21 protein-coding genes and 1 pseudogene are annotated in these 18,081 nt (G+C 72.9%); 7 read left to right on the top strand and 15 right to left on the bottom strand.

Features of this window, described 5'->3' with window-relative positions:
- Positions 1-16: 16 nt before the first annotated feature.
- Together GA0070620_RS18685 and GA0070620_RS18680 are read right to left on the bottom strand one after the other, a co-directional pair.
- Positions 17-382, bottom strand: a complete 366-nt coding sequence (locus GA0070620_RS18685; RefSeq protein ID WP_091592674.1) for a hypothetical protein — start codon at positions 380-382, stop codon at positions 17-19.
- A gap of 51 nt (positions 383-433) precedes the next feature.
- Positions 434-1,024, bottom strand: coding sequence for a GNAT family N-acetyltransferase (locus GA0070620_RS18680; RefSeq protein WP_091598980.1), 591 nt, complete (start codon positions 1,022-1,024; stop codon positions 434-436).
- A 112-nt stretch (positions 1,025-1,136) separates the two neighbouring features.
- On the opposite strand from GA0070620_RS18680, the pseudogene GA0070620_RS33670 reads away from it, so the two are divergent.
- Positions 1,137-1,340, top strand: a pseudogene (locus GA0070620_RS33670) (N-acetyltransferase family protein); the annotation flags it as partial.
- An 86-nt stretch (positions 1,341-1,426) separates the two neighbouring features.
- Here the strand turns inward: GA0070620_RS33670 and GA0070620_RS18670 are convergent.
- The 3 genes from GA0070620_RS18670 to GA0070620_RS18660 form a co-directional block, all read right to left on the bottom strand.
- Positions 1,427-1,891, bottom strand: a complete 465-nt coding sequence (locus GA0070620_RS18670) for a hypothetical protein (RefSeq protein WP_091592672.1) — start codon at positions 1,889-1,891, stop codon at positions 1,427-1,429.
- Positions 1,892-2,009: 118 nt separating this feature from the next.
- Positions 2,010-2,672 carry a class I SAM-dependent DNA methyltransferase gene (locus GA0070620_RS18665; RefSeq protein WP_091592670.1) on the bottom strand — a complete coding sequence of 221 codons (663 nt, stop codon included), beginning with the start codon at positions 2,670-2,672 and terminating at the stop codon, positions 2,010-2,012.
- A gap of 115 nt (positions 2,673-2,787) precedes the next feature.
- The gene (locus GA0070620_RS18660; RefSeq protein WP_091592668.1) at positions 2,788-3,636 is read right to left on the bottom strand and encodes an SDR family oxidoreductase; all 849 of its coding nucleotides are present in this window, start codon (positions 3,634-3,636) and stop codon (positions 2,788-2,790) included.
- Between the two features lie 116 nt (positions 3,637-3,752).
- On the opposite strand from GA0070620_RS18660, the gene GA0070620_RS18655 reads away from it, so the two are divergent.
- A complete protein-coding gene (locus tag GA0070620_RS18655) occupies positions 3,753-4,112 on the top strand; it encodes a winged helix-turn-helix transcriptional regulator (protein ID WP_091592666.1) in 360 nt (119 codons plus the stop codon).
- A gap of 243 nt (positions 4,113-4,355) precedes the next feature.
- Here GA0070620_RS18655 and GA0070620_RS18650 read toward each other — a convergent pair whose 3' ends face one another.
- The 4 genes from GA0070620_RS18650 to GA0070620_RS18635 form a co-directional block, all read right to left on the bottom strand.
- On the bottom strand, positions 4,356-4,958 hold the full coding sequence (locus tag GA0070620_RS18650; protein ID WP_091592664.1) for an ATP-dependent Clp protease proteolytic subunit: 603 nt from the start codon (positions 4,956-4,958) through the stop codon (positions 4,356-4,358).
- Positions 4,959-5,089: 131 nt separating this feature from the next.
- Positions 5,090-5,581: a helix-turn-helix domain-containing protein gene (locus GA0070620_RS18645; RefSeq protein WP_091592662.1), complete on the bottom strand. Its 492-nt coding sequence runs from the start codon at positions 5,579-5,581 to the stop codon at positions 5,090-5,092.
- A gap of 161 nt (positions 5,582-5,742) precedes the next feature.
- Positions 5,743-6,864, bottom strand: coding sequence for a hypothetical protein (locus GA0070620_RS18640; protein WP_091592660.1), 1,122 nt, complete (start codon positions 6,862-6,864; stop codon positions 5,743-5,745).
- A 13-nt stretch (positions 6,865-6,877) separates the two neighbouring features.
- Complete coding sequence (locus GA0070620_RS18635; RefSeq protein WP_231921840.1) at positions 6,878-7,390, bottom strand: SigE family RNA polymerase sigma factor; 513 nt, start codon at positions 7,388-7,390, stop codon at positions 6,878-6,880.
- Between the two features lie 164 nt (positions 7,391-7,554).
- On the opposite strand from GA0070620_RS18635, the gene GA0070620_RS18630 reads away from it, so the two are divergent.
- Positions 7,555-8,568 (top strand): potassium channel family protein, encoded by a 1,014-nt coding sequence (locus tag GA0070620_RS18630; protein WP_091592658.1) that lies wholly within the window; start codon positions 7,555-7,557, stop codon positions 8,566-8,568.
- Between the two features lie 4 nt (positions 8,569-8,572).
- Here the strand turns inward: GA0070620_RS18630 and GA0070620_RS18625 are convergent, their stop codons facing one another.
- Positions 8,573-9,055 (bottom strand): MarR family winged helix-turn-helix transcriptional regulator, encoded by a 483-nt coding sequence (locus tag GA0070620_RS18625; protein WP_091592656.1) that lies wholly within the window; start codon positions 9,053-9,055, stop codon positions 8,573-8,575.
- Positions 9,056-9,137: 82 nt separating this feature from the next.
- On the opposite strand from GA0070620_RS18625, the gene GA0070620_RS18620 reads away from it, so the two are divergent.
- A complete protein-coding gene (locus GA0070620_RS18620) occupies positions 9,138-9,785 on the top strand; it encodes an FMN-dependent NADH-azoreductase (protein ID WP_091592654.1) in 648 nt (215 codons plus the stop codon).
- Between the two features lie 75 nt (positions 9,786-9,860).
- On the opposite strand, the gene GA0070620_RS18615 is transcribed toward GA0070620_RS18620, so the two are convergent.
- The 3 genes from GA0070620_RS18615 to GA0070620_RS18605 all read right to left on the bottom strand — a co-directional run bounded on the left by GA0070620_RS18615 (position 9,861) and on the right by GA0070620_RS18605 (position 14,433).
- Positions 9,861-10,895 (bottom strand): 2-oxoacid:ferredoxin oxidoreductase subunit beta, encoded by a 1,035-nt coding sequence (locus GA0070620_RS18615; RefSeq protein WP_091592652.1) that lies wholly within the window; start codon positions 10,893-10,895, stop codon positions 9,861-9,863.
- Complete coding sequence (locus GA0070620_RS18610) at positions 10,888-12,735, bottom strand: 2-oxoacid:acceptor oxidoreductase subunit alpha (protein WP_091592650.1); 1,848 nt, start codon at positions 12,733-12,735, stop codon at positions 10,888-10,890. Before GA0070620_RS18610 ends, GA0070620_RS18615 begins: the two co-directional genes overlap by 8 nt.
- Before the next feature lie 279 nt (positions 12,736-13,014).
- Complete coding sequence (locus tag GA0070620_RS18605) at positions 13,015-14,433, bottom strand: hypothetical protein (RefSeq protein WP_091592648.1); 1,419 nt, start codon at positions 14,431-14,433, stop codon at positions 13,015-13,017.
- A 127-nt stretch (positions 14,434-14,560) separates the two neighbouring features.
- On the opposite strand from GA0070620_RS18605, the gene ndhC reads away from it, so the two are divergent.
- Positions 14,561-14,938, top strand: a complete 378-nt coding sequence (gene ndhC / locus GA0070620_RS18600; RefSeq protein WP_091592646.1) for an NADH-quinone oxidoreductase subunit A — start codon at positions 14,561-14,563, stop codon at positions 14,936-14,938.
- 84 nt (positions 14,939-15,022) lie between these two features.
- Here ndhC and folP read toward each other — a convergent pair whose 3' ends face one another.
- Positions 15,023-15,892: a dihydropteroate synthase gene (folP, locus tag GA0070620_RS18595; protein WP_091592645.1), complete on the bottom strand. Its 870-nt coding sequence runs from the start codon at positions 15,890-15,892 to the stop codon at positions 15,023-15,025.
- A 151-nt stretch (positions 15,893-16,043) separates the two neighbouring features.
- Between folP and GA0070620_RS18590 the strand changes: the two genes are divergently transcribed.
- Complete coding sequence (locus GA0070620_RS18590; protein ID WP_091592643.1) at positions 16,044-16,643, top strand: DivIVA domain-containing protein; 600 nt, start codon at positions 16,044-16,046, stop codon at positions 16,641-16,643.
- Entirely contained in the window at positions 16,640-17,137 is a 498-nt protein-coding gene (locus GA0070620_RS18585; RefSeq protein WP_091592641.1) for an SRPBCC family protein, read from the top strand. The genes GA0070620_RS18590 and GA0070620_RS18585 overlap by 4 nt, the downstream gene beginning before the upstream one ends.
- A 37-nt stretch (positions 17,138-17,174) precedes the next feature.
- Here the strand turns inward: GA0070620_RS18585 and GA0070620_RS18580 are convergent, their stop codons facing one another.
- Entirely contained in the window at positions 17,175-18,068 is an 894-nt protein-coding gene (locus GA0070620_RS18580; RefSeq protein ID WP_091592639.1) for a sterol desaturase family protein, read from the bottom strand.
- Between the last annotated feature and the right edge of the window lie 13 nt (positions 18,069-18,081).

Here is an 18,081-nt window from a genome sequence, read left to right as displayed (position 1 = left end):
GCGCGGGCGTGCGGTGCTAGCCGACGTACCAGTCGAACAGCTCCCAGCCGGGCGGTGTCGCCATCACGAGCAGCATGAGGACGCTGACGCCGCTGACCGCCGCCAGCGTCCGCCACCGCGGCTGTGCGTCGCGGGCGGCGGCGGACGCCAGTAACGGCAGGGCCATCAGCAGGCAGAGCAGGGTCGGGACGAAGCCCACGCCGACGGCGGCCACCGCCGGCCAGGACCAGGCGGGCGGTGCCTGCTCGGGGAAGTGGTCGGCCTCGGTGAGGAGGTACGCGACCGCCGCGTACGCGTACGCGACGAGGACTGCCAGCTGCACCCGCGCGAGGCCCCACACCCGTCGGCCGGTGCCCGCGGTCGCCTGAACTGTCGCCTCCATCGCGGCAGGATAGCGGCGTCCGCCGCCGACGGCAGCCCCTCCCGACGGGGGCTACCGGTCCGAGGTGCGGACCGCTTGCGACTGCTGCATGATCCAGGTCGGCAGCGGCTCCTCGACGACGCCTACGACCTCCCAGCCGGCGCGGCGGTAGACCTCGACGTTTCCGGGGTTGCTGGTCTCCAGGACGGCTGGCACGCCGTCCTCGGCGGCCCGGCGGAGCCCCGCCCCCATGACCGCGTGACCCCAGCGGCGGCCGGCGTAGTCGGGGTGGGTACCGAGGACGCCGAGGTACCAGAACGGGGTCCTCGGCAGGGCGGAGTGGATCGCCCGCTCGTACGCGCGGACCCGGCTCAACTCGGCGGCGGGCAGCTGGGCGGCGAGGCTGTCGTCGGCCGGTTCGTCGGAGGGCGCGGGCGGTTCCCAGATCGCGACCGACGCGCCGTGACCGATCGTCCAGATCGTCTGCCGGTGCACCCGCTTGTCGAACAGATACCCGAAGAACGCGGCAGCGTGGCGCGGATAGGTGCCCGGGTCGGGGAACAGGTGTCGCAGCACGGGGTCCCGGGCGAACGCGGCGACCAGCGAGTCGACGACCCGGGCGCGTTCGGTTGGGGCGGCGATCGTGATCTCGGGCGTTGTCACGGTGACCAACGGTACGACGCCGCGGCCGCCCCGGCCAGGACACCGACGCCGGGTCCGGCGCGGGAGTGGTTTACTGCCGCGATGGAAGGCGTCTCCTGATGGCCGGCGTCACCGGCTCGCCGGGCACCGGTTCGTGGCCGCCGACGGCGACGGACGCGTGCTCGGGTGGGTGGCGGTCACGCCGACCTCGACCCGGGCGGTGTACGCGGGGGTGATCGAGCACTCGATCTACGTCGACCCCAACGCGCCGGGACGCGGTGTCGGACGGTTGCTGCTCGACGCCCTCGTCGCCTCGACCGAGGCGGCCGGCATCTTTGTCGACTGACCCGGGGGCCGAGGCGCCCACCGTCGTGCGGCGGGTCGGCCGGCAGGAGCTGCGCACCCGCCGGCCGACCCGCGTACTCAGTTGCCGCAGGCCGTGTCCATCGCCGTCAGGTGCTTCTCCAGGGTGGGCTCGTCGACGTCCATCGCCTTCGCGTCGGCCATCCGCTGCTCGATCGCCGTGGCCAGGTTCTCGAAGGAGCCGCGTACGGCCGGGTCGGCCGCCTGGGGCGCCTGGGCCCGCAGACCGGTCACGATGGTCGTGTAGCGCTCGCGGATCAGTCGGTTCTTCTCGGCCTCGGCGACCGGCTTGTCGATCTGGGCGATGGCGTCGTCCGCCATGCCGACGAAGCCGGCCTTCACCACGTCGAGTGCGGCGGCGCAGACCGTCTTGCTGTTGGCGGCGACGTCCACCGTCGGGCTGGCGGCGGCACCGGTCGGCGCGCCGGCCGTGGGTTCGCTCTTCTTCTCGCAGCCGGCGACCGGGCCGGCGAGGGCCGCCAGGACGGCGAGGGTACCGAGGGCGCGCAGGCGCATGGTGGGCATGGTGATGATGTCTCCCCGTGTGTGGTGCTGGTCGGTCTGTGCGGGCGGAACGAACGCCCTGACCGCTGGCTGGCCACTGTAGACGGGGGTGCGACCCCTGTCGATCTCGATTCGGCGCTCATCCGCGCGGCTTGCGGGCCACCAGGTACGCCTGTGGCGTCGTCTCGGTCCCGCCCGCGTACGGCTCGGGCTCGCGGACGAGGCGCGCGCACAGCGCGAACCCGGCCCCGGCCAACAGGGCCTCGACCTGCTCGGGGCGTCGGCGGCGCAGGGTGAGCGAGATCGGCCGGCCGAACGCCTCGGTGCGGACCACGGGCTCGTCGCCCACCTGGAAGACCATGGCGAGGTGGCCGCCCGGGGCGAGGGCCCGGTGGAACCCGGTGAACGTGTCGGGCAGCAGCTCGTCGGGCACGTGGATGATCGAGTACCAGGCCGTGATCCCCGCCAGGCCACCCTCGGGCAGGTCGAGTGCGGTCATCGAGCCCTCCTCGAACCGCAGCCCGGGGCGGTTGCGCCGGGCCAGCGCCACCATCTCCGGCGAGAGGTCGATGCCGAAGACGTCCAGGCCCAGGTCGGCGAGGTGACCGGTGACCGTGCCCAGGCCACAGCCGACGTCGGCGACCGGTCCGCCGCCGTCGCGCCGGACCAGCTCCGCGAAGGTGGTGAGGACGGCCCGGTCGTACGGCTTGCTGGCCAGTTCGTCGCGGAACTGCCGGTCGTAGGAGGCGGCCACGGCGTCGTACGACGCCCGGGTGTCGCGCAGGAAGTCCGGTTCGATCATCCGGGCACGCTACGCCGGGTCGAACGCGTCGGGGAGCCCGCGTCAGCCGGGCGGGCACGGAACGGGCGCCGGCCGGCCCGCCCGAGAGTGCGGGCGGGGCGGCCGGCGGGTGGCGTCAGAGCACGGCGCGGAGCGCCTCGGCCAGAGTGACCGGCCGGCGGCCGATGAGTCGGGCCAGGTCGTCGCCCTCGACCTCCAGCTCGCCCCGGGCGAGGCCGCGGTCGCTGTCGGCGAGGACGGCCGCGAAGTCGGCGGGGACGCCCGCGCCCACCAGCACCTCGGCGTACTTGTCCTCGGACAGGTCGGTGTAGGTCACCTCCTGCCCCGTCTGCCGGGACAGCTCCTCGGCCAGCTCGCTCAGCGTGAACGGCGCGCCGCCCAGCTCGTACACCTGGTTGGCGTGGCCGTCGGTGGTGACCACCACGGCGGCGGCCTCGGCGAATTCGGCGCGGGTGGCCGCGCTGACCCGGCCGTCCTCGGCGGCACCGGCCACCCCGAACTGGAGGTAGGTGGGGATCTGGGTGGTGTAGTTCTCCAGGTACCAGCTGTTGCGGAGGAAGACGTACGGCAGGCCGGAGGCTGCGATCTCCTGCTCGATCGCGTAGTGCTCCTTGGCGAGGATCAGGCCGGACGTGTCCGCCTTGGGGATGCTGGTGTAGGCGATGAGACCGACACCCGCCTCCTTGGCCGCGGCGATCACGTTGCGGGACTGCTCGACCCGGCGGCCGAGCTCGTTGCCGGAGACGTACACCAGCTTCTCGGCGCCGGCGAGGGCGGTGCGCAGCGACGCGGGGTCGTCGTAGTCGCCGCGCCGCACGGTCACCCCGCGCTCGGCGAGGTCGGCGAGCTTGGTGGTGTCCCGCCCGAGCGCGACGATGCCGTCGGCCGGTACGCCCCGGCTGAGCAGCGATTCCACGACGAGTCGACCGAGGTGGCCGGTGACGCCGGTGACGACGATGGACATGGGTTCTCCCTCTGGAGTGGGTCGGACCTCTGCTCCAACGGGAAGCATTCCGGCTTACTTCCCGTTGGAGAGTAGGCACCTTTAAGTGCGTAAGCGCTCCGTGGGAGAGTGATGCGGTGAAGCCCGACGTTTACAGCCAGAAGTGCGGCAGCCGGCAGGTTCTCGACCGCATCGGGGACCGGTGGAGCGTCCTGGTGGTGCTCACCCTCGCCGACGGGACCAAGCGCTACGGCGACCTGGCCAGACGCATCCAGGGGGTGAGCCAGAAGATGCTCACCCAGACGCTGCGTGCCCTGGAGCGCGACGGGCTGGTCACCCGCGAGGTGCACGCCAGCGTCCCGCCCCGGGTCGACTACGCCCTGACCGAGCTCGGGCGCAGCCTGCTCGACCTGGTCTCCGGGCTGGAGGCGTGGGCCACGACCCACCTCGACGAGGTGGAGGCCGCCCGGGTCCGCTACGACGCCCAGGCGATGTAACGAGATTCGGCGGGAAGACGCTGCGCCGCGGGTGCGGGCGCGGGATTCCCAGCGCGCATAGTCTCTCAGTAACCGAGAGCCGACAGGTCGTGGTAATCCCACGACCGGGCGTCGGACGCGAGTGAGGGGGCGCGTCCGACCTGTCGTCGGTGCTCAGCCGCTGTTCGGGGGCTCGTCACGCCGACCCTGCCCTGACGGTGCGCGGCGGCGACCGGCGGGACCATCGCCGGCCGCCGCCGCCGTTCAGCCCACCGCCAGCTCGTCGACGCCCGTGATCACCTGATCGATCAGCCCGTACTCGCGGGCCTCGTCGGCGGTGAACCAGCGGTCCCGGTCCCAGTCGCGCTGGATCTCCTCCAGCGTCCGCCCGCTGTGCCGGGCGATCAGCTCCTGCATGCTCCGCTTCACGCGCAGCAGGTTCTCCGCCTGGATGGTGATGTCGGCGCTCGTCCCGCCGAACCCCCCGGACGGTTGGTGCATCATGATCCGCGAGTGCGGCAGCGCGTACCGCTTGCCGGCCGTGCCCCCGCACAGCAGGAACTGGCCCATCGAGCCGGCGAAGCCGATCGCCAGGGTGGCCACGTCGTTGCGGACGTACCGCATCGTGTCGTAGACCGCCATGCCCGCGCTGACCGAGCCGCCCGGCGAGTTGATGTAGAGGAAGATGTCCCGCTCGGGGTCCTCAGCCGCCAGCAGCAGGATCTGGGCGCAGATCTGGTTCGCCGTTGCGTCGGTGACCTCCGAGCCGAGGAAGACGATGCGCTCCTTCAGCAGCCGCTCGAACACCTGGTCGCCGAAGGACGGCCGCCCGTCGTCCAGCATCCGCACAGCCTCGTAACCGATCATCGCGCCGCCCCTCCCGGGTGCCGGCGGGCGGCGGGACCCGCCCCGGAACCGGCCCCACCAGCGTGCGCGCGGCCCCGGCGCCGGGCCCAGCGATTCTGCCGGCGGCGAATCTGCCGCCGGCAGAACCAAACCTAGACGGTCGTCAGGCGCCGCGGGCCCGTGCGGGTGCGTGGGCAACCGAGCAACCGGACGGTACGCGGACCAGGGCGCCCCGCCGGCCGAGGACCGAACCGGTCCACCCGCAGGGTCGGCCCATTCGCGCCGGGACCGCGGTGCAGCATGGCCCGCGGCGTACGCGGCCCCAGCGGCAGGGTCGGCCCCCCGTCGCGTCGGCTCGCCGGGACCGGCTCCAGCGTGGTCAGCCCGCGCGGTGCGACCGGCACCCGCGGCTCGACCTGGCGCAGGTCGTCCCGCGCCTCCTCCAGCAGCTCGGAGAGGTGGATGCCGAGCGCCCGGCAGATCGCTGCCAGCACCTCCGACGAGGCCTCCTTGCGACCCCGTTCCACCTCGGACAGGTAGGGCACGGACACGCCGGCGGCCTGGGCCACCTCGCGCAGCGTGCGGCCCTGCCGCAGTCGCAGCCGGCGCAGCACCCCACCGATCACCCGTCGCAGCAACGACATGCCGGCCTCACTCTCACGGTCGTCGTTCCGGGGACACCCCCATCATGCCCGCCGCCGACGGCTGGCGCGGTCCGGTGCCTCCGCCGGCCGAGCAACTCGTCATTCATGCCGAGCGCGGCGACGGGCGCCCGGCTCACCGGGCGCTCGTCGCCGGGCGGGCGTCACGGGTGCAGGTGCGGGATCCAGCGGGCGGCCGCCGGATCGACGGCGAGCCGCCCGAACAGCGCCCGCGTGCCGCCGGCGGGCAGCAGCCCCCGGTCGTCGACGGAGACGTCGACGCCGTTGACGTCGTAGACGATGAGCGACTCGTCGCCCCCCTGCCCGCCGAACCGGGCGGGATGGCCGCCGACCGTGGTGTTCGGGTCGGGGTGCGCCTTGTCCCCAGGGTCGGTGTCCGGCCGGTGGCGGGAGAAGCCGACGGAGAGGGTGCGGGCGCGCTGCTGCGCGGGTGCGGCGCCGGACGGCTCCGGGGACCAGGTCGTCCACGCGGACCAGGAGAGCTCGTCGCCGCGCGTCTCCGAGACGTCCAGCGTGATCAGCCGCAGGGTGTCGGGCACGCCTCGGACGGGCACCGGGAGCGGCACCGGATCGTGGCCGAACCGCAGGGCCCGGGCCACCCGCACGGCCGTGTCCGACGCGTCCCCCGGGCCACCGAAGACCCGGACCTGCGCCCAGCCGCCCGGGGCGTACCGCCAGCGCAGGATGGCCTCGGGCTGATCGGCCCCGGAGTAGCGCGCGAAGGTGCTCGGGCGGCCGTTCAGGTCGGGCCCGACGCTGGTCCCGAGCGGGCCGGCCGGAACACCGTCGTCGCGCTGCGGGGCCGACGGCTCGACCCCCTCCGGGTACAGGTTCACCGAGACGCCGCGCCACCGGGCGCCCGGCGCGCTCGTGGTCGCGCCCAGGTACACGCCCGGCCCGGATTGCAGCAGCCCGGCCTGGTACTGGACGGCGCGGACACCGTCCGGCAGCCACCCGAACCGTACGTGCCGCACCGTGGGGTCCACGACGGTCAACGCCGCCGGCAGACCGGTCGCGCCCTCCACCGACGTCCCGTCGGCCGACCCGGTGCCCAGCGGCGCGTGGTCCGGCGGCAGCAGGTTGGGCGCGGTCATCCCGCCGACGACCAGGGCGCCCACCAGCAACGCTGCGGCGCCGCCCTGGGCGTACCGGCGTTGCCGCCGCCCGCGGGTCATCGCCCGGTCGACGTCGAGCACCGTGGACCGGGTCTCCGCCGCCTCGACCTCGGACCGCATCAGGTCCGCCAGTTCACGTTCGTCCAGCATGGTGGTTCCTTTCTCAGCGGGCGGTCGGGGTGGGGGCGAGCAGGGCACGCAGGGTGGACAGACCCTTCGCGGCCTGGCTCTTCACGGTGCCGGGCGAGCAGCCGAGGGCGTGCGCGGTCTCCTCGACGCTGAGATCCTGGAAGTACCGGAGCACGAGCACCGCGCGTTGTCGGGGCGGCACCTGACGCAGCACCCCGACGAGGGTGATCCGGTCGGTCGGGTCGACCGGGTCGGTGTGCCGTTCGGGCAGCGCGGCACCGAGCGCCACCCGGGTCCAGCGCAGCCGCCGTTCGTCCAGCAGGCGCCGGAGCAGCATCGTCCGGACGAGGGCGTCCAGGTTGTCCGCCCGGCGGGCGCGCGCCCAGTTGCGGTACAGCTCGGTGAGCACCCGCTGCAGGATGTCGTCGCCGCGGTCCCAGTCGCCGGTCATCAGGTACGCGGTGCGCCGCCATCGCACCATCCGGGAGCGCACGTAGTCGGTGTACTCGGCGTCGGCCTCGGCTCGTCGCCCGCCGGTTGTCGTCACGGGGGGTACGCCCCTCCCTGTCTGCCGGCCTCGGCCGGTTCGTCGCTGCCGTCAGGTAGTCGGGTGCGGGGCCCGTGCCGGTTGCCCCGCCCGCGAACCCGGGCGTGCGGATCTCGGCGTACCCGCTATGTTGTGGGCGTGCAGGCGACGGAGCAGGTGCGACGGTGATCCATTTTCCCGCGCAACGGCGAGGACCGCTCAGCGCGCTGAGCCTGCGCCTGGCGGCCGCGATCGGCCTGGTCTTCGCGACGGTGGCGGTCGTCTATCTGGACCGGGACGGCTACCGCGACGTCAACGAGGACGGCATCACCCTCCTCGACGCCTTCTACTACACGGTGGTGACCCTCTCCACCACCGGTTACGGGGACATCACCCCGTTCAGTGAGAGCGCCCGGCTGGTGAACGTCGTGTTCATCACCCCGGCGCGGGTGCTGTTCCTGATCATCCTGGTCGGCACCACCCTGGAAGTCCTGACCGAGCAGTACCGGACCGGCCGTCGGCTGACGCGGTGGAGGAAGACCGTGAAGAACCACGTCATCATCTGCGGCTACGGCACGAAGGGCCGCAGCGCGGTCTCCGCCCTGCTGGAGAACGGGCTCGACAAGTCCCGGATCATCGTCGTCGAGCGCAGCGGCGCTGCGCTGCGGCAGGCCACGTCCGCCGGGCTCGTCGCGATCGAGGGCTCCGCGACCCGTTCGGCCACCCTGGACGAGGCGCACGTACGCACCGCCAAGGCCGTGATCATCGCGACCGACAGCGACGACGCGTCGGTCCTGGTGGCCCTGACCGTACGGCAGCTGACCGCCGGTCAGGTGCGGATCATCGCCGCCGCGCGGGAGGCGGAGAACGCCCCGCTGCTCAAGCAGAGCGGCGCGCACCACGTGATCGTCTCCTCGGCCACCGCAGGTCGGCTGCTGGGCCTGTCGACGTCCGCGCCGCCGCTGATCGACGTCGTGGAGGACCTGCTCACGCCGGGGCAGGGCATGGCGTTGGCGATGCGGTCGGCGGAGCGGGACGAGGTGGGCCGCTCGCCACGCGAGCTGGACACGCTGGTCATCGCGCTGGTGCGGCGGGGCAAGGTGGTCACGTTGGCGGACCGGGCCGGCGCGGTCATCGAGACCGGCGACATGTTGGTGCACGTCCGCGACGACCGGCCGCAGTCGACGCCGGTCGCCTGACCGGTCAGCAGGAGCTGTCCGGGTCCCCCTCGGCGGCGGCCTCGGCGCAGGTGACCGGCGCGCTCGCGGCGCGGCAGAGCAGCTCGTAGAGCGTCTCGCGCTCGACCGGGCTGAGGGCGCTGAGCACGTCGTTTTCGACCGTGGCGAGGGCGCATTCCGCCTCACGGAGCCGTTTCGTGCCGGTTTCGGTCATGCTGACCACATGCCGGCGGCGGTCCTCCGCTGAGCGCTTCCGCTCGACCAGCCCCTCCGCCTCCAGGTCGTTGAGCAGCCCGACGACGTTCGTGCCGTCGATCTGGAGGGTGCCGGCGAGCGCCTGTTGGCTGATGTCGCCGGAGGTGCGCAGCACCGTGAGCGCGACGAGGTGCCGGGGGCGCAGGCCCAGGGGCGCGAGCACGGATTCCGATCGCAGTCGCATCCGCCGCGCCAGGTGATCAAGCAGTGCGCCGGACCGACGCTCCGCCTGGCCGACCTCCCCCGCAGACATGTGACTCAGTTTACCCACGGGCAGAAGATGCGTCTGCTATAAATGGTTTGCCCGGCACTAACAATCCGCGAAGGGTTATCCAATGGCACACCTGTTGCACATCGACTCGAGCATCCGGGGGGAGCAGTCGGTCAGTCGCCGGCTCACCGCTCGCGCCGTCGCCGGCTGGCGCGCCGCCAACCCGGACGGAACCGTGACCTACCGCGACCTCGGCCGGAACCCGCTGCCCCACCTCGACGAGGCGGGCGGGCTGGCGCGGATGCTCCCCGCCGACCAGCACACGCCCGAGCAGCGGGCGTCGTGGCAGCTGACCGAGCAGCTGGTGGACGAGGTGAAGCGCGCCGACACGATCCTGCTCGGCCTCCCGCTCTACAACTACGGCGCGCCGAGCAGCGTGAAGGCGTGGGTCGACCACCTCATCGCCGCCGGCCTGTCGTACGACCCGGAGACCAACGCCGGTCTCCTCGGCGGCCGCGACCTCATCGTGCTGGCCAGCCGGGGTGGCGGCTACAGCCCCGGCACCCCACGCGAGGGTTGGGACCACGCGTCGCCGTGGCTGCCGCACGGCCTCTCGCTGACCGGCCTGGAGCCGCGCCTCATCGCCTGCGAGCTCAGCCTCGCCCCGGTCACCCCGGCCATGGCCGAGCTGATCCCGCTGCACGAGGAGAGTCTCGCCGCCGCGGAGCGCGCGATCGACGAGCTGTGGGTGCCGGCCCCGACCGGGGCCTGACCGCCGCCGCCCGGGAAACGAAAAGGGCGGGCCGTTCCGATCGGAACGGCCCGCCCTTCGGCGTCAGGGGACGGGTCAGAGGATCGTCCAGGTGTCCCCGCTGTTGAGCAGCCCGGCGAGCTGCTGCTCCGGGGTCTCGGTGACCTTCGACCGGGCGGCCGCCAACTGGCCCTGCACCACGCTGTCGTAGGACGGCCGGTCGACCGAGCGGAGGACACCGATCGGGGTGTTGCGCAGGTCGAGGCCGGGCAGCCGGGACAGCGCGAAGGCGTACGCGGGGTCGGTGACCGTGGCATCGTGCACGACGATCTCGTCGGGGCTGGTGGCGGCGGTCTCGCGTACCTCCAGGCCGAAGCCGCCCGGCGGGTGGACGACGCAGAACTGCCCGTCCTTGCCGAACGTGATCGGCTGCCCGTGCTCCAGCCGGATCAGGTAGTCGTCCCGGGTCGCCGGCTCCTTGAGCTGGTCGAACGCCCCGTCGTTGAAGATGTTGCAGTTCTGGTAGATCTCCACGAACGCCGAACCCTCGTGCTCGGCGGCGGCGCGCAGCACCGACTGGAGGTGCTTGCGGTCGGAGTCGATGGTGCGGCCGACGAAGGTCGCCTCGGCGCCGAGGGCCAGCGACAGCGGGTTGAACGGGGCATCCGCCGAACCGGCCGGCGTCGACTTGGTGATCTTGCCGACCTCGGAGGTGGGGGAGTACTGACCCTTGGTCAGCCCGTAGATCCGGTTGTTGAAGAGCAGGATCTTGAGGTTGACGTTGCGGCGCAGCGCGTGGATCAGGTGGTTGCCGCCGATGGAGAGCGCGTCGCCGTCGCCGGTGACCACCCAGACCGACAGGTCCGGGCGGGAGGCGGAGAGGCCGGTGGCGATCGCCGGGGCGCGGCCGTGGATCGAGTGCATCCCGTAGGTGTTCATGTAGTACGGGAAGCGGGACGAGCAGCCGATCCCGGAGACGAAGACGATCCGCTCCCGGGGGATGTTCAGCTCCGGCATGAACTGCTGGACGGCGGCGAGGATGGCGTAGTCACCGCAGCCGGGGCACCAGCGCACCTCCTGGTCGGACTTGAAGTCCTTGGCGGTGAGCTTGAGGGCGATGGGCTCAGACATTCTTCAGGACCTCTTCCAGCATCGTCTCCAGCTCGTTGGCCGTGAACGGCAGGCCGCGGACCTGGTTGTAGCTGATCGCGTCGACCAGGTAGCGCGCCCGGACCACGTGGGCGAGCTGGCCGAGGTTCATCTCGGGGATGACCACGCGGTCGTACGAGCGCAGCACGGCCTCGAGGTTGGCCGGCATCGGGTTCAGGTGCCGCAGGTGCGCCTGGGCGATCGACAGCCCGCGCTGGCGCAGCCCACGGCAGGCGGCGCCGATCGGCCCGTACGTCGAACCCCAGCCGAGCACGAGCACGCGGGCGTCGCCGTCCGGGTCGTCGACCTCGACGTCCGGCACCGGGATGGTCTCGATGCGGGCCGCCCGGGTGCGCACCATGAAGTCGTGGTTCGCCGGGTCGTACGAGATGTCGCCGGTCTTGTCGGCCTTCTCCAAACCGCCGATCCGGTGCTCCAGGCCCGGCGTGCCGGGGATGGCCCACGGCCTGGCCAGGGTCTCCGGGTCGCGCAGGTAGGGCAGGAAGGTGGTGCCGTCCTCCCCGTTCGGCGCGCTGGCGAACTCCACCCGCAGGTCGGGCAGGGACTCCACGTCCGGGAGCAGCCACGGCTCGGAGCCGTTCGCGACGTAGTTGTCCGACAGCAGGATGACCGGCGTGCGGTAGGTCAGCGCGATCCGGGCGGCCTCCAGCGCCGCGTAGAAGCAGTCCGACGGCGACTTGGGGGCGATCACGGCCACCGGGGCCTCGCCGTGCCGGCCGTAGAGCGCCATGTTGAGGTCGGCCTGCTCGGTCTTCGTCGGCATGCCGGTCGACGGCCCGGCCCGCTGCACGTCGACGATGACCAGGGGCAGCTCCAGAGCCACCGCCAGGGAGATCGTCTCGCTCTTCAGGGCCACGCCGGGGCCGCTGGTCGTGGTCACGCCGAGCGAGCCGCCGTACGACGCGCCCAGCGCCGCGCCGACCGCCGCGATCTCGTCCTCGGCCTGCATGGTGAGTACGCCGAACTTCTTGTGCTTGCTCAGCTCGTGAAGGATGTCCGACGCCGGCGTGATCGGGTAGGCGCCGAGGAAGACCGGCAGCCCCGAGCGGACGCCGGCGGCGACCAGCCCGAGCGAGAGCGCCGCGTTGCCGGTGATGTTGCGGTAGGTGCCCGGCCGCATCTTCGCCGGCTTGACCTCGTAGCGGACCGCGAAGTCCTCGGTGGTCTCGCCGAAGTTCCAGCCGGCCCGGAAGGCGGCGACGTTCGCGGCGACCAGCTCCGGCCGGGCCGCGAACTTGCGCTCCAGGAACCGCAGCGTCGACTCGTACGGGCGGGAGTACATCCAGCTCAGCAGCCCGAGGGCGAACATGTTCTTCGCCCGCTCGGCGTCCTTCTTGGACACCTCCTGGTCGGCCAGCGCGCCGATCGTCATCGAGGTCAACGCCACCGGGTGGACCACGTAGCCGGCGAGCGAGTCGTCGTCGAGCGGGCTGACCTGGTAGCCCACCTTGGCCAGGTTGCGCTTGGTGAACTCGTCGGTGTTGACGATGATGTCCGCGCCGCGCGGCAGGTCGACCAGGTTGGCCTTCAACGCGGCCGGGTTCATCGCCACCAGCACGTTCGGCGCGTCGCCCGGGGTCAGGATGTCGTAGTCGGCGAAGTGGACCTGGAAGCTCGACACACCCGGCAGAGTGCCGGCGGGCGCCCGGATCTCGGCGGGGAAGTTGGGCAGCGTGGAGATGTCGTTGCCGAGCTGCGCGGTCTCCGAGGTGAACCGGTCACCGGTCAGCTGCATGCCATCGCCGGAGTCGCCGGCGAACCGGATGACGACCCGGTCCAGTTGACGGATCTGCTTGGTCACGCCTGCACCTCGCTTCGCTGCGCGCGGTCGCGCGGGCGGCTCGCAATGATGGTGACCTCGCCTTGCCCGGCCACGTGACCTCCTTGACGCACCGCTGCACCCGACCGGACGTGGATCGGCCCGGCCCGTTGTGTTTTCTCACCTGAGAGCCTACGTCGGATCGACCCGTCACCTTCCCCGGGTGTTGGGCGACTGGGACCGGATCAGGGGGTGAAATTCACCACTTAGTGGCGTTTCATATCGCACGCCGTAATCGAGATCACCGCCGGCCCCTGAGGCTCAGTCGCGCGGCGCCGCCGCCGGCTCGTGCACCGGGCCGGTGAGGCGGCGACGCAGCGAGGTGGTGGCCAGCCCCAGCGCCAGCACGACCAGCAGGGTCGACACCGCGATGAGCAGGATCGCCGTACGCCGGACCGAGCCGCCCCCACCGCCCGAGGCGACGGCGGTGCCGTCGGTGAGCACCCCCTGCGAACCGGTCGGCGCGGCCCCGGTGGCGACCGGGGTGGCCAGGGCCGCCGCCGCGGTGATCCGGAAGCTCATCTGGACCTGCCGGCTCTGGCCGCTGCGCTGGTCGAGGCTGCCGACGACGGCGCCCGACAGCGGGGCCTGCCGCTGGGCCTCGGGTGTCGCCTCGACCGGCAGCCACAGCTCGGCGGTCTCCCCGGCGGGGACGGTGCCCACGTCGCAGCGGGTCCGGGTCGCGTCGACCGCGGCGCAGCCGGCGGGCGGCACCGGCACGGTCACCCCGGCGGGAAGAACCACCTCGATGCCACCGGAGGCGTCCACCGTGCCGGTGTTGCCCAGTCGCACGGCGAGGTCGGGCGCCTCGCCGCTGATGTCGAAGGCCACCTCGCCGGTCTCCAGCGCGATGCCGGGCGCCGGTGGGCCCGGTGGGAAGAGCACCGCGAACCCCTCGTGGTCGCTGACCGGTCCGGTCGTCCCGGGAGCGCTCGCGGTCACCGCGACCGAGCCGCTGAGCGGCATCTGTCGCCACGCCGTGCCGGCGACCCGGACCCGGACCACGGTGCTGAACCGGGCGCCCGCGTCGGCCGTCCACTCGCCGCAGCGGTAGCTGCCACCGCCCTGCTCGGCGCAGCCCGCGGTGCCGGCGTCGGTCAACCCCGGGGGCAGCGTGTAGGAGAGCCGGATCCGCTCCGCGACGCGGCCGGTGTTCGTGACGGTGACCTGCAGGGTGGTGACGATGCTGGCCGAGTTCCAGTACCGGGCGGGCACCGTGACGTCGCCGGTGGTCACCCGCACCCCGAGCGGCGGGGCCGGGGCGTTCCCGGGGGCCGTCGGTCGGACCGGCGGCCGGTCCGGAGGCAGGGGCGGCCGGGTCGTCGTGGTGGGGACCGCGCTGGGCGCCGTGGTGGTGGGCGTGGCGGCGGGCGCCGATGTGGTCGGCGGGGCGGGTTCGGTGGTCACCGGCGGCGGAGGGGTCGTCTCGGACGGCGGTTCGATCGTCGACGGAGCCGTGGTCGGGTCCCCGGGCCCCGTCGGCTCCTCCGTCGGCGTGTCCCCACCCGGTTCCTCGACGGGGTCGCTGACCACCGCGACCGGGCTGGTCCCGGGGGAGGCGGCGGCGGTCCACCCGGGCACGACGGCGACCGCCGTCACCAGACCGAGCGTCAGGGACGCCGCCAGCGCGGACAGGTGCCGACGAGGTGCCACTCGGCCGGCGGCCTCCGCGCTGGTCATGTGTCCTCCGTACGTCGGTGTGACGTCCAATGTTCGTAACAGTTGCTTCGCGGCACTAGTCCCGGGGGGAAACAAATGCGTAACGTGTTCGATACGTGCTACCCGGGGTGGGCGGTAGGCTGCCGGCGTGACCGGATACCTGGGCTCGTACGCGACGCTCGGGCTCTTACTGCTCGTCAGCGTGGTCTTCTTCGTGGCGGCGTTCTCGGCCAACCGGGTGTTACGTCCGGGCCGACCGGCCGATCCCCCCGGCAAGCGGGCCACCTATGAGTGCGGGCTCGACCCGGTGGGCGGCGACTGGGCGCAGATGCAGATCCGCTACTACGTCTACGCCTACCTCTACGTGCTGTTCGCGGTCGAGGCGGTGTTCCTCTTCCCCTGGGCGGTGGTGTTCGACCGGCCCGGATTCGGCCTGGTCACGGTGGTCGAGATGGCGATCTTCGTGGCGGTGCTCGCGCTGGGCATCCTCTATGCCTGGCGTAGGAACATCCTGCGCTGGACCTGAGCCGCCGGGCCACCGGCGAACGTGTCGGACGGTCCGGTCGGTGAGCGGCCGATCACGGACCGTTCGTCGGGCAGGGGTCCCGGATCAGGCGAGGCCACGCCGGGTGGCCGCCGGAGGGCGGTCACCGCGGATCGAGGCGACCATGTCGAGTACCCGGCGGGTCGGGAGGACCTGGTGGGCGCGGAACACCCGGGCACCCAGCCAGGCCGACACGGCCGTGGCCGCGAGCGTCCCCTCCAACCGCTCGGCGACCGGTAGGTCCAGGGTCTCGCCGACGAAATCCTTGTTCGAGAGCGCCACCAGCAGCGGCCAGCCGGTCGCGGTGAGCTCGTCCAGCCGTCGGGTGATCTCCAGCGAGTGACGGGTGTTCTTGCCGAAGTCGTGCGCCGGGTCGATCAGGATGCCGTCGGGGCGTACGCCCAGGGCCACCGCGCGCTCGGCGAGGCCGGTGACGGTGGCGAGCACGTCGGCCACCACGTCGTCGAAGCCGGCCCGGTGCGGCCGGGTGCGGGGTGCCAGCCCTCCCGCGTGTGAGCAGACGAGACCGGCGCCGGTCTCCGCCGCGACCCGGGCCAACGCCGGGTCCGCACCGGACCAGGTGTCGTTCAGCAGGTCCGCCCCGGCGGCCACCGCCTCCACCGCGACCTCGGCCCGCCAGGTGTCGATGGAGATCACGACGTCGGGGAAGGAGGCCCGGACGGCGGCGATCGTGTCGACCGTACGACGGATCTCCTCCGCCACGTCCACCTCGGAGCCGGGCCCGGCCTTCACCCCACCGATGTCGATGATCCCGGCGCCCTCGGCCACCGCCCGCTCCACCGCCCGCAGGGCGCTGTCGGCGGCGAAGGTGGAGCCCCGGTCGAAGAACGAGTCCGGTGTGCGGTTGACGATCGCCATCACCACCAACTCGCCCGGGGCGAACGTCCGTCCACCGAGCCGGAGCTCACCGGCCATGCCGCCTCCTCACGGTCCACCGGCCGGGTCACCCACAGCGCCGGCCGGTCCCGACGCTAGCCGGTCCGGTAACCGCGGCTTCCCGCGGTGGTGTGGCACCGGCCTGGGTGGCGGGGTCGCTCCGGCCCGGTCGGCATGCCACGATCTGTGCATGGGTCAGGTTCTGCTCATGCTGGTCGTGGCGTTGACCGTCGCGGCGGTCGTGTTCGGGGTGACGGTGCTGGTCACCGGCCGGGATCCGGGCCTGGCGCCCGCCGAGCCGGACGGGCGCGCCGTGCCTCTGCCGGGCAACCGCCCGCTGCGCGAGTCGGATGTGTCGGACGTCCGGTTCGACACCGTGCTGCGTGGGTACCAGATGGCCCAGGTCGACCAGGCGATGCGCCGGGCGGCCTACGACATCGGCTACAAGTCCGAGCTGATCGGCGTCCTGGAGGCGGAGGTGGCCGCGTTGCGCGAGGGGCGGACGGCCGACGCCGAGGTCCTGCGCCGGGCCCGCGAGCAGGCGGCCGGCGCCAGCGCCAACGGTGTGGCCACCGTGCCGGGCGCCGCCGGCGCGCCGGCCACCGACGCCGACCCGGTGGGGCCGGTGACGGTGACCGCTGACGGGCCGGCGGGCACCGCCGAGCGGGGCGGCGTCCTGCCCGACCCCACCACCTCGCCCGCCGACTCCGACGGCACGGAGCCCGCCGGCGGCGAGCCCACGGCGGAGGCGGCGCGTCCCGGCCCGGTGGTGTCCTCGGAGTCGACGTGACCGGATCCGACGGCGCGGACGGCCTGGGCGAGGCGGCCCAGCCGGGCGCCGGCGAGGTGACCGCCACCGTGATCGTCGACGCGCCGGCGGAGCGGGTCTTCGCCGCGCTGCTCGCCTGGGAGCGCCAGTCGTCCTGGATCCCTTTCACCCGCGTCCGGGTGAAGGAGGGCGACGGGCGTGAAGGCAGCCTGATCGAGGCGGTGACCGCCCTCGGCCCCGCCGAGTTGCGCGACGAGATGCGGGTGGTCCGCGTCGACGAGCCCTACGAGATCGGTGTGGTGCACTGCGGCACGCTGCTGCGCGGTCCCGGCGTGCTGCGCTGCACCCCGCTGGCCCGCGACCGCACCCAGGTCGTGTGGCACGAGTGGTTTCACCTGCCCGGCGGTCCGGCCGGTCGGGTGGCCTGGCCGGTGCTCTGGCCCGGCTCCAAGTTCGGCCTGACCCAGGCGCTGCGCCGGTTCGGTCGCCTGGTCGAGCAGGGCCGCCTTCCCTGACCGGCGTCGGCGCCGCACCGGGCCGCCCGTCGCCGCCTCAGCGGACCGGGGTGGCGCTCTCCGGCACCGGGCGCGTCGCGGCCACCCCGGGATCGCCGGCGGGTGCGGGCTGCCAGCCCGGCGAGCGGAACAGGTGGCCGGCGCGGTGCCGCCAGGTCGCCGCCGCCCGCAGGTCACGGGCGATCGAGACGTACTCGTGGAACGCCACCCGCACCGGGTTGTAGGTGCCGATGTTCTTCGTGAGGCCGTAGACGCAGCGCTCGCCCTCCGGCGCGAACGTGCCGAACAGCCGGTCCCAGACGATCAGGATGCCGCCGAAGTTGCGGTCCAGGTAGCCGCCCTGCGAGGCGTGGTGGACGCGGTGGTGCGACGGGGTGTTGAACACGGCCTCGTACCAGCGGGGCAGCTTGTCGATCCGCTCGGTGTGGATCCAGAACTGGTAGAGCAGGTTCACCGAGCCGGCGAACGCGACGACGGCCGGGTGCACCCCGCCCAGGATCAGCGGGATGTAGAAGACCCAGCTGGTCAGCCCGGTCCACGGCTGGCGAAGCGCGGTGGACAGGTTGAACCGCTCGGACGAGTGGTGGACCACGTGCGACGCCCAGAGGATCCGGATCACGTGGTGGCCGCGGTGCGACCAGTAGTAGCAGAAGTCCTGCGCGAGCAGGATCAGCGGCCAGCTCCACCACAGCTCGGCGACCCGCAGCGGGGTGAGGGCGTAGAGCAGCGCGTACGCGGCCGCGACCGGCACCTTCCACAGCAGGTCGGTGAAGACGCTGCCGAGCCCCATCGCCAGGCTGGTCGCCGTGTCCGCGCCGCCGTAGCCCACCTCGTCATCGTCGCGGTGCAGCAGGTAGGAGATCCGTTCGAGCACGATCAGCAGCAGGAAGGCCGGGATCGACCAGGCGATGATGTCCGGGAACTCCTTCATGGGCCGCCTCCCG

Source organism: Micromonospora krabiensis (genome assembly GCF_900091425.1).
Taxonomy (GTDB): domain Bacteria; phylum Actinomycetota; class Actinomycetes; order Mycobacteriales; family Micromonosporaceae; genus Micromonospora; species Micromonospora krabiensis.
This window is presented reverse-complemented; position numbering and strand designations above follow the sequence as displayed.

Excerpts from the sequence above, each read along its gene's own strand:
- GA0070620_RS18685 (WP_091592674.1), bottom strand. The coding sequence starts at position 382 with ATGGAGGCGACAGTTCAGGCGACCGCGGGCACCGGCCGACGGGTGTGG.
- GA0070620_RS18670 (WP_091592672.1), bottom strand. The coding sequence starts at position 1,891 with ATGCCCACCATGCGCCTGCGCGCCCTCGGTACCCTCGCCGTCCTGGCG.
- GA0070620_RS18665 (WP_091592670.1), bottom strand. The coding sequence starts at position 2,672 with ATGATCGAACCGGACTTCCTGCGCGACACCCGGGCGTCGTACGACGCC.
- GA0070620_RS18660 (WP_091592668.1), bottom strand. The coding sequence starts at position 3,636 with ATGTCCATCGTCGTCACCGGCGTCACCGGCCACCTCGGTCGACTCGTC.
- GA0070620_RS18650 (WP_091592664.1), bottom strand. The coding sequence starts at position 4,958 with ATGATCGGTTACGAGGCTGTGCGGATGCTGGACGACGGGCGGCCGTCC.
- GA0070620_RS18645 (WP_091592662.1), bottom strand. The coding sequence starts at position 5,581 with ATGTCGTTGCTGCGACGGGTGATCGGTGGGGTGCTGCGCCGGCTGCGA.
- GA0070620_RS18640 (WP_091592660.1), bottom strand. The coding sequence starts at position 6,864 with ATGCTGGACGAACGTGAACTGGCGGACCTGATGCGGTCCGAGGTCGAG.
- GA0070620_RS18625 (WP_091592656.1), bottom strand. The coding sequence starts at position 9,055 with ATGTCTGCGGGGGAGGTCGGCCAGGCGGAGCGTCGGTCCGGCGCACTG.
- GA0070620_RS18620 (WP_091592654.1), top strand. The coding sequence starts at position 9,138 with ATGGCACACCTGTTGCACATCGACTCGAGCATCCGGGGGGAGCAGTCG.
- GA0070620_RS18615 (WP_091592652.1), bottom strand. The coding sequence starts at position 10,895 with ATGTCTGAGCCCATCGCCCTCAAGCTCACCGCCAAGGACTTCAAGTCC.
- GA0070620_RS18605 (WP_091592648.1), bottom strand. The coding sequence starts at position 14,433 with ATGACCAGCGCGGAGGCCGCCGGCCGAGTGGCACCTCGTCGGCACCTG.
- folP (WP_091592645.1), bottom strand. The coding sequence starts at position 15,892 with ATGGCCGGTGAGCTCCGGCTCGGTGGACGGACGTTCGCCCCGGGCGAG.
- GA0070620_RS18590 (WP_091592643.1), top strand. The coding sequence starts at position 16,044 with ATGGGTCAGGTTCTGCTCATGCTGGTCGTGGCGTTGACCGTCGCGGCG.
- GA0070620_RS18580 (WP_091592639.1), bottom strand. The coding sequence starts at position 18,068 with ATGAAGGAGTTCCCGGACATCATCGCCTGGTCGATCCCGGCCTTCCTG.